This window comes from Streptomyces sp. NPDC059010 (genome assembly GCF_042740355.1).
In the GTDB taxonomy this organism is placed as follows: domain Bacteria; phylum Actinomycetota; class Actinomycetes; order Streptomycetales; family Streptomycetaceae; genus Streptomyces.
Window position 1 is genome coordinate 202,128 of sequence record NZ_JBHYJA010000001.1, and the last position, 9,544, is coordinate 211,671.

General features: G+C 65.7%; 6 protein-coding genes. All 6 read left to right on the plus strand.

Going from position 1 to position 9,544, the window contains the following annotated elements:
* Positions 1 to 30: 30 nt before the first annotated feature.
* Positions 31 to 3,930, plus strand: a complete 3,900-nt coding sequence (locus ACFWYS_RS01015; RefSeq protein WP_384761835.1) for a DNA-directed RNA polymerase subunit beta' — start codon at positions 31 to 33, stop codon at positions 3,928 to 3,930.
* A gap of 172 nt (positions 3,931 to 4,102) precedes the next feature.
* Entirely contained in the window at positions 4,103 to 4,690 is a 588-nt protein-coding gene (locus ACFWYS_RS01020; protein ID WP_384761837.1) for a DUF1707 and DUF4190 domain-containing protein, read from the plus strand.
* Positions 4,691 to 5,042: 352 nt separating this feature from the next.
* On the plus strand, positions 5,043 to 5,414 hold the full coding sequence (gene rpsL, locus ACFWYS_RS01025; RefSeq protein WP_003948652.1) for a 30S ribosomal protein S12: 372 nt from the start codon (positions 5,043 to 5,045) through the stop codon (positions 5,412 to 5,414).
* 2 nt (positions 5,415 to 5,416) lie between these two features.
* On the plus strand, positions 5,417 to 5,887 hold the full coding sequence (gene rpsG / locus ACFWYS_RS01030; RefSeq protein ID WP_003992340.1) for a 30S ribosomal protein S7: 471 nt from the start codon (positions 5,417 to 5,419) through the stop codon (positions 5,885 to 5,887).
* Positions 5,888 to 5,926: 39 nt separating this feature from the next.
* Positions 5,927 to 8,053 carry an elongation factor G gene (gene fusA / locus ACFWYS_RS01035; protein ID WP_190073629.1) on the plus strand — a complete coding sequence of 709 codons (2,127 nt, stop codon included), beginning with the start codon at positions 5,927 to 5,929 and terminating at the stop codon, positions 8,051 to 8,053.
* Between the two features lie 154 nt (positions 8,054 to 8,207).
* Positions 8,208 to 9,401: an elongation factor Tu gene (gene tuf / locus ACFWYS_RS01040; RefSeq protein WP_030046358.1), complete on the plus strand. Its 1,194-nt coding sequence runs from the start codon at positions 8,208 to 8,210 to the stop codon at positions 9,399 to 9,401.
* Positions 9,402 to 9,544: the final 143 nt, after the last annotated feature.

The window sequence follows — 9,544 nt, forward strand, 5'->3', positions numbered from 1 at the left end:
ACTTACAACCCTGAGAGGGATTGACGCATAGTGCTCGACGTCAACTTCTTCGATGAGCTCCGGATCGGTCTGGCCACCGCTGACGACATCCGTCAGTGGAGCCACGGCGAGGTCAAGAAGCCCGAGACCATCAACTACCGCACCCTCAAGCCCGAAAAGGACGGACTCTTCTGCGAGAAGATCTTCGGTCCGACCCGGGACTGGGAGTGCTACTGCGGCAAGTACAAGCGCGTTCGCTTCAAGGGCATCATCTGTGAGCGCTGTGGCGTCGAGGTCACGCGCGCCAAGGTGCGCCGTGAGCGGATGGGCCACATCGAGCTGGCCGCGCCCGTTACGCACATCTGGTACTTCAAGGGCGTTCCGTCGCGGCTGGGCTACCTGCTCGACCTCGCCCCGAAGGACCTGGAGAAGGTCATCTACTTCGCGGCGTACATGATCACGTACGTCGACGAGGAGCGTCGTACCCGCGACCTGCCCTCCCTGGAGGCGCATGTCTCGGTCGAGCGGCAGCAGATCGAGAACCGCCGGGACTCCGACCTGGAGGCTCGCGCCAAGAAGCTTGAGTCCGACCTGGCCGAGCTGGAGGCCGAGGGCGCCAAGGCCGACGTGCGCCGCAAGGTGCGCGAGGGTGCCGAGCGTGAGATGAAGCAGCTGCGTGACCGTGCGCAGCGCGAGATCGACCGCCTGGACGAGGTGTGGACCCGGTTCAAGAACCTCAAGGTCCAGGACCTGGAGGGCGACGAGCTCCTCTACCGCGAGCTGCGTGACCGCTTCGGCACGTACTTCGACGGTTCGATGGGTGCCGCGGCACTGCAGAAGCGCCTGGAGTCCTTCGACCTGGACGAAGAGGCCGAGAAGCTCCGCGAGATCATCCGCACCGGCAAGGGCCAGAAGAAGACCCGTGCGCTCAAGCGCCTGAAGGTCGTCTCCGCGTTCCTGCAGACCAGCAACAGCCCCAAGGGCATGGTGCTGGACTGCGTGCCGGTCATCCCGCCGGACCTTCGCCCGATGGTGCAGCTGGACGGTGGCCGCTTCGCGACCTCCGACCTGAACGACCTGTACCGCCGTGTGATCAACCGCAACAACCGTCTGAAGCGCCTGCTCGACCTGGGTGCTCCGGAGATCATCGTCAACAACGAGAAGCGCATGCTTCAGGAGGCTGTTGACGCCCTCTTCGACAACGGTCGTCGTGGTCGCCCGGTCACCGGTCCGGGCAACCGCCCGCTGAAGTCCCTCAGCGACATGCTGAAGGGTAAGCAGGGTCGATTCCGTCAGAACCTGCTCGGTAAGCGTGTGGACTACTCCGCGCGTTCCGTGATCGTCGTCGGTCCGCAGCTGAAGCTGCACCAGTGCGGTCTGCCCAAGGCGATGGCGCTGGAGCTCTTCAAGCCGTTCGTGATGAAGCGCCTGGTCGACCTGAACCACGCGCAGAACATCAAGAGCGCCAAGCGCATGGTGGAGCGCGGCCGCACGGTCGTGTACGACGTCCTCGAAGAGGTCATCGCCGAGCACCCGGTGCTGCTGAACCGTGCTCCCACCCTGCACCGCCTCGGCATCCAGGCCTTCGAGCCGCAGCTGGTCGAGGGCAAGGCCATCCAGATCCACCCGCTCGTCTGCACCGCGTTCAACGCGGACTTCGACGGTGACCAGATGGCCGTGCACCTGCCGCTGTCCGCGGAGGCGCAGGCCGAGGCCCGCATCCTGATGCTGTCCTCGAACAACATCCTCAAGCCCGCCGACGGCCGTCCGGTGACGATGCCGACCCAGGACATGGTTCTCGGTCTGTTCTTCCTCACCACCGACGGCGAGCTGCGTGACACCAAGGGCGAGGGCCGGTCCTTCGGCTCCACGGCCGAGGCGATCATGGCGTTCGACGCCGGTGAGCTCGCGCTGCAGTCGGCGATCGACATCCGCTTCCCGGTGGGCACCATCCCGCCGCGCGGCTGGACCCCGCCGGCGCAGGAGGAGGGCGAGCCCGAGTGGCAGCAGGGTGACACCTTCCGGCTGCGGACGACCCTGGGCCGCGCGCTCTTCAACGAGCTGCTGCCCGAGGACTACCCGTTCGTCGACTACTCGGTGGGCAAGAAGCAGCTCTCCGAGATCGTCAACGACCTCGCCGAGCGCTACCCCAAGGTCATCGTGGCGGCGACGCTCGACAACCTGAAGGCGGCCGGCTTCTACTGGGCGACCCGTTCCGGTGTCACCGTGGCCATCTCCGACGTCGTCGTTCCCGAGGCGAAGAAGGAGATCGTCCGCGGGTACGAGGCGCAGGACGAGAAGGTCCAGAAGCAGTACGAGCGCGGTCTGATCACCAAGGAAGAGCGCACTCAGGAGCTCATCGCGATCTGGACCAAGGCGACCAACGAGGTCGCCGAGGCGATGAACGAGAACTTCCCCAAGACGAACCCCATCTTCATGATGGTTGACTCGGGTGCCCGAGGAAACATGATGCAGATGCGGCAGATCGCCGGTATGCGTGGTCTGGTGTCGAACGCCAAGAACGAGACCATCCCGCGTCCGATCAAGGCGTCCTTCCGTGAGGGCCTGTCCGTGCTGGAGTACTTCATCTCCACGCACGGTGCCCGTAAGGGTCTGGCGGACACCGCCCTGCGTACCGCCGACTCGGGTTACCTGACCCGTCGTCTGGTGGACGTCTCGCAGGACGTCATCATCCGCGAGGAGGACTGCGGCACCGAGCGCGGCCTCAAGCTGGCCATCGCCGAGCGCGGCGCCGACGGCGTCCTGAGCAAGGCGGACAACGCCGAGACCAGCGTGTACGCACGCTGCCTCGCCGAGGACATCGTCGTCGACGGCAAGGTGCTCGCCCCGGCGGGCGTCGACCTCGGTGACGTCCTCATCGACCAGCTGGTCGCCGCCGGCATCGAGACGGTCAAGACCCGCTCGGTCCTGACCTGCGAGTCCGCCGTCGGCACCTGCGCGATGTGCTACGGCCGTTCGCTCGCCACCGGCAAGCTGGTCGACATCGGTGAGGCGGTCGGCATCATCGCCGCCCAGTCCATCGGTGAGCCCGGTACCCAGCTGACGATGCGTACCTTCCACACCGGTGGTGTGGCCGGTGACGACATCACCCAGGGTCTGCCGCGTGTCGTCGAGCTCTTCGAGGCCCGTACCCCGAAGGGTGTCGCCCCGATCTCCGAGGCCCAGGGCCGCGTGCGGATCGAGGAGACCGAGAAGACCAAGAAGATCGTCGTCACCCCGGACGACGGCAGCGACGAGACGGCGTTCCCGATCTCGAAGCGTGCCCGACTCCTGGTCAGCGAGGGCGAGGCCGTCCAGGTGGGCCAGAAGCTCACCGTGGGTGCCACCAACCCGCACGACGTGCTGCGCATTCTGGGCCAGCGTGCCGTCCAGGTCCACCTGGTCGGCGAGGTCCAGAAGGTCTACAACTCGCAGGGTGTGTCGATCCACGACAAGCACATCGAGATCATCATCCGGCAGATGCTCCGCCGTGTGACGATCATCGAGTCCGGCGACGCCGAGCTGCTGCCCGGTGAGCTGGTCGAGCGCTCGAAGTTCGAGACCGAGAACCGTCGTGTGGTCCAGGAGGGCGGTCACCCGGCCTCCGGTCGTCCGCAGCTCATGGGTATCACCAAGGCCTCGCTGGCCACGGAGTCCTGGCTGTCGGCGGCGTCCTTCCAGGAGACGACGCGAGTCCTCACGGACGCGGCGATCAACGCCAAGTCCGACTCGCTCATCGGCCTCAAGGAGAACGTCATCATCGGTAAGCTCATCCCGGCCGGTACGGGTCTGTCCCGCTACCGCAACATCCGGGTCGAGCCGACCGAGGAGGCCAAGGCCGCGATGTACTCGGCCGTCGGCTACGACGACATCGACTACTCGCCGTTCGGCACGGGCTCCGGCCAGGCCGTTCCGCTGGAGGACTACGACTACGGTCCGTACAACCAGTAAGGCGTGCGTCTGACGCACTGAAGGGCGGTCACCTCCCGGGGTGGCCGCCCTTCGGCGTGCCCGGGCGTCCCGGACGGCGCCTCCGGGTTTTATCGGGGTGGACCCCGATGCCACCCATGCCGGTTCGGAGCATCATGGAGAGACTCCGACCAGTACGGGGGAGGTGCTCTCCATGGCACAACCGTCGTGGCAGCCCTGGCAGCCGTGGCAGGGGAGCGGCCCGCCGCAGCCGTGGCAGGGCGGCGCTGCCCCACAGCCGTGGTCCGGGCCCGGCGCCCCGGCGATGCTCGCCTCGCACGCCGACCGCGAGCGTGCCGTGGACGTGCTCAGAGCCGGCTTCGGCGAAGGGCGCCTGGAACAGCCCGAGTTCGAGAAGCGCGTCGCGCAGGCCTACGCGGCCCGTACGGTGGGCGAACTGGCGCTGCTGGTGGCCGACTTGCCCCAGGGGCCTGTACCGCAGCCGGCGCCCGTCACGCCCGTACCGCGGACGTTCCTGCCGGTGTCCCGGCCGCAGACCAACGGCAAGGCGATCGGCTCCGCCGTCTGCGGTGTGCTGTGCCTGGTGAGCTTCGGGCTGACGGGCATCCCGGCCGTGGTGCTCGGACACAGCGCGCGCTCCGAGATACGCCGTACGGGAGAGGGCGGCGACGCTCTCGCGATGACCGGGCTCGTCCTCGGGTGGCTGTCGACGGCCGCCTGGGCGGTCCTGCTGACGCTGATGGTGGTGGCCGCGGCCGTGTCCGGGTCCGGGTCCGCATGACCCCTGTGGGCGGGCGGAGCGAGCGGTGAGTGATCGGTCCGCTGACGTGGCCGAACCCGGATTCGAAGATCAAATCCGTCGTGCGGTCTTGACATGGACCGCATGGCGATGCGGGCTAGGCCCATTTGTTTTGACCGTAGCGTTTGAGGTAGGTACGCTCAGACCTTGTGCCTGGGGTGTGCCCTGGCTCTCGTGCGTGCCTTCAACCGCATAGCGAGCTGTGAGCGGCCACCGTAATCTGTGCTCTTTTCGCCTCGCGGCGGGAATCCGCCGGATTCGACACACCCGACCGCGTGGGTCGGCGACGTTCCAGGTTAGCTTCACCATTCGGCACACAGAAACCGGAGAAGTAGTGCCTACGATCCAGCAGCTGGTCCGTAAGGGCCGGCAGGACAAGGTCGAGAAGAACAAGACGCCCGCACTTGAGGGTTCCCCTCAGCGTCGTGGCGTCTGCACGCGTGTGTTCACGACCACCCCGAAGAAGCCGAACTCGGCCCTGCGTAAGGTCGCGCGTGTGCGTCTGACCAGCGGGATCGAGGTCACCGCTTACATTCCGGGTGAGGGACACAACCTGCAGGAGCACTCCATCGTGCTCGTGCGCGGCGGCCGTGTGAAGGACCTGCCGGGTGTTCGCTACAAGATCATCCGTGGCTCCCTCGACACCCAGGGTGTCAAGAACCGCAAGCAGGCCCGTTCCCGCTACGGCGCCAAGAAGGAGAAGTAGAAATGCCTCGTAAGGGCCCCGCCCCGAAGCGCCCGGTCATCATCGACCCGGTCTACGGTTCTCCTCTGGTGACGTCGCTCATCAACAAGGTGCTGCTGAACGGCAAGCGCTCCACCGCCGAGCGCATCGTCTACGGCGCCATGGAGGGCCTGCGTGAGAAGACGGGCAACGACCCGATCATCACGCTGAAGCGCGCGCTTGAGAACATCAAGCCGACCCTCGAAGTCAAGTCCCGCCGTGTCGGTGGTGCGACGTACCAGGTTCCGATCGAGGTCAAGCCCGGTCGTGCCAACACGCTCGCGCTGCGCTGGCTGGTCGGTTACTCCCGCGCCCGTCGCGAGAAGACCATGACCGAGCGTCTCCTCAACGAGCTTCTCGACGCCTCGAACGGCCTCGGTGCGGCCGTGAAGAAGCGCGAGGACACCCACAAGATGGCCGAGTCCAACAAGGCCTTCGCGCACTACCGCTGGTAGTCGCAGACCCCATCGAGACCGAGAGAAGACTGAAGCCTTATGGCTACCACTTCACTTGACCTGGCCAAGGTCCGCAATATCGGGATCATGGCCCACATCGACGCGGGCAAGACGACCACCACCGAGCGGATCCTCTTCTACACCGGCGTCAGCTACAAGATCGGTGAAGTCCACGACGGCGCTGCAACCATGGACTGGATGGAGCAGGAGCAGGAGCGTGGCATCACGATCACCTCTGCTGCCACCACCTGTCACTGGCCGCTTGAGGACAACGACTACACGATCAACATCATCGACACCCCCGGGCACGTCGACTTCACGGTCGAGGTGGAGCGCTCGCTGCGCGTCCTCGACGGTGCCGTCACGGTGTTCGACGGTGTCGCCGGTGTGGAGCCGCAGTCCGAGACGGTGTGGCGTCAGGCCGACCGTTACGGCGTGCCGCGTATCTGCTTCGTGAACAAGCTGGACCGCACCGGTGCCGAGTTCCACCGCTGCGTCGACATGATCTCGGACCGCCTTGGTGCGCAGCCGCTGGTCATGCAGCTTCCGATCGGTGCCGAGGCCGACTTCAAGGGCGTCGTGGACCTGGTCCGCATGAAGGCGCTCGTGTGGTCCGCCGAGGCCGCCAAGGGCGAGATGTACGACGTCGTCGACATCCCGGCCACGCACACCGAGGCTGCCGAGGAGTACCGCGGCAAGCTGATCGAGGGCGTCGCCGAGAACGACGAAGAGATCATGGAGCTGTACCTGGAGGGCCAGGAGCCCACCGAGGAGCAGCTGTACGCCGCGATCCGTCGCATCACCATCGCGTCCGGCAAGTCCAGCGACACCACGGTCACCCCGGTGTTCTGTGGCACCGCGTTCAAGAACAAGGGCGTCCAGCCCCTGCTCGACGCGGTCGTGCGCTACCTGCCGACCCCGCTCGACGTCGAGGCCATCGAGGGCCACGACGTGAAGGACCCCGAGCTGGTCGTCAAGCGCAAGCCGTCCGACGACGAGCCGCTGTCCGCGCTGGCGTTCAAGATCATGAGCGACCCGCACCTCGGCAAGCTCACCTTCGTCCGGGTCTACTCGGGCCGCCTGGAGTCCGGCACCGCCGTGCTGAACTCCGTCAAGGGCAAGAAGGAGCGCATCGGCAAGATCTACCGCATGCACGCGAACAAGCGTGAGGAGATCGACTCGGTGGGCGCCGGCGACATCATCGCCGTCATGGGCCTGAAGCAGACCACCACCGGTGAGACGCTGTCCGACGACAAGAACCCGGTGATCCTGGAGTCCATGGACTTCCCGGCGCCGGTCATCCAGGTCGCCATCGAGCCCAAGTCGAAGGGTGACCAGGAGAAGCTGGGCGTCGCGATCCAGCGCCTGGCCGAGGAGGACCCGTCCTTCCAGGTCCACTCGGACGAGGAGACCGGCCAGACCATCATCGGTGGTATGGGCGAGCTGCACCTTGAGGTGCTGGTCGACCGTATGCGCCGTGAGTTCAAGGTCGAGGCCAACGTCGGCAAGCCGCAGGTCGCCTACCGCGAGACGATCCGCAAGGCCGTCGAGCGCGTCGACTACACGCACAAGAAGCAGACTGGTGGTACCGGCCAGTTCGCCAAGGTGCAGATCGCGATCGAGCCGATCGAGGGCGGCGACGCCTCGTACGAGTTCGTGAACAAGGTGACCGGTGGTCGTATCCCGAAGGAGTACATCCCTTCGGTCGACGCCGGTGCGCAGGAGGCCATGCAGTTCGGCATTCTCGCCGGTTACGAGATGACCGGCGTGCGCGTCACCCTGATCGACGGTGGCTACCACGAGGTCGACTCCTCCGAGCTCGCGTTCAAGATCGCCGGTTCGCAGGCCTTCAAGGAGGCCGCGCGCAAGGCCAGCCCCGTTCTCCTTGAGCCGATGATGGCCGTCGAGGTCACCACGCCCGAGGACTACATGGGTGAGGTCATCGGCGACATCAACTCCCGCCGTGGCCAGATCCAGGCCATGGAGGAGCGGGCCGGTGCCCGCGTCGTGAAGGGCCTCGTGCCCCTCTCGGAGATGTTCGGTTACGTCGGCGACCTGCGCAGCAAGACGTCCGGCCGGGCCAGCTACTCCATGCAGTTCGACTCCTACGCCGAGGTTCCGCGGAACGTCGCCGAGGAGATCATCGCGAAGGCCAAGGGCGAGTAACGCTCCGCGTTCACACGCTTTAGGCTTGACTCCGGAGCCGCCAGGGGCATTCACCCGCATTTGTGGGGGAATGCCCCCGGCCCCGGGCTTTCCAGCAAAGATCACCTGGCGCCGATGAAGCAAGGCGTTCAGAACCACTCCACAGGAGGACCCCGTGGCGAAGGCGAAGTTCGAGCGGACTAAGCCCCACGTCAACATCGGCACCATCGGTCACATCGACCACGGTAAGACGACCCTTACGGCCGCCATTACCAAGGTGCTGCACGACGCGTACCCGGACCTGAACGAGGCCTCGGCCTTCGACCAGATCGACAAGGCTCCCGAGGAGCGCCAGCGCGGTATCACCATCTCCATCGCGCACGTCGAGTACCAGACCGAGACGCGTCACTACGCCCACGTCGACTGCCCCGGTCACGCGGACTACATCAAGAACATGATCACTGGTGCTGCCCAGATGGACGGCGCCATCCTCGTGGTCGCCGCCACCGACGGCCCGATGCCGCAGACCAAGGAGCACGTGCTCCTGGCCCGCCAGGTCGGCGTTCCGTACATCGTCGTCGCCCTGAACAAGGCCGACATGGTGGACGACGAGGAGATCCTGGAGCTCGTCGAGCTTGAGGTCCGTGAGCTGCTCTCCGAGTACGAGTTCCCGGGCGACGACCTGCCGGTCGTCAAGGTCTCGGCGCTCAAGGCCCTTGAGGGCGACAAGGAGTGGGGTAACACCGTCCTTGAGCTCATGAAGGCCGTGGACGAGAACATCCCGCAGCCCGAGCGTGACGTCGACAAGCCGTTCCTGATGCCGATCGAGGACGTCTTCACGATCACCGGTCGCGGTACGGTCGTCACCGGCCGTATCGAGCGTGGTGTCCTCAAGGTCAACGAGACCGTTGACATCGTGGGCATCAAGCAGGAGAAGACCACCACCACGGTCACCGGCATCGAGATGTTCCGCAAGCTGCTCGACGAGGGCCAGGCCGGTGAGAACGTCGGTCTGCTGCTCCGTGGCATCAAGCGCGAGGACGTCGAGCGCGGCCAGGTCATCATCAAGCCCGGTTCGGTCACGCCGCACACCGAGTTCGAGGCCCAGGCCTACATCCTGTCCAAGGACGAGGGTGGCCGCCACACGCCGTTCTTCAACAACTACCGTCCGCAGTTCTACTTCCGTACGACGGACGTGACCGGCGTGGTGACCCTCCCCGAGGGCACCGAGATGGTCATGCCGGGTGACAACACCGAGATGAAGGTGGAGCTCATCCAGCCCGTCGCCATGGAAGAGGGCCTGAAGTTCGCCATCCGTGAGGGTGGCCGGACGGTCGGCGCCGGCCAGGTCACCAAGATCAACAAGTAAGCTTGTTGTTCTGACCTGGTAGCTCCAGCGCGAGCTCCTGAAGGGGGGCCGACGAAAGAGGGGGTGAAGGGCCCCGATAGCAGTGACGGCCCCCCCCCAGCGCGGGGAATATAAAAACAAAAACCCACCCCACCAAAAAACAA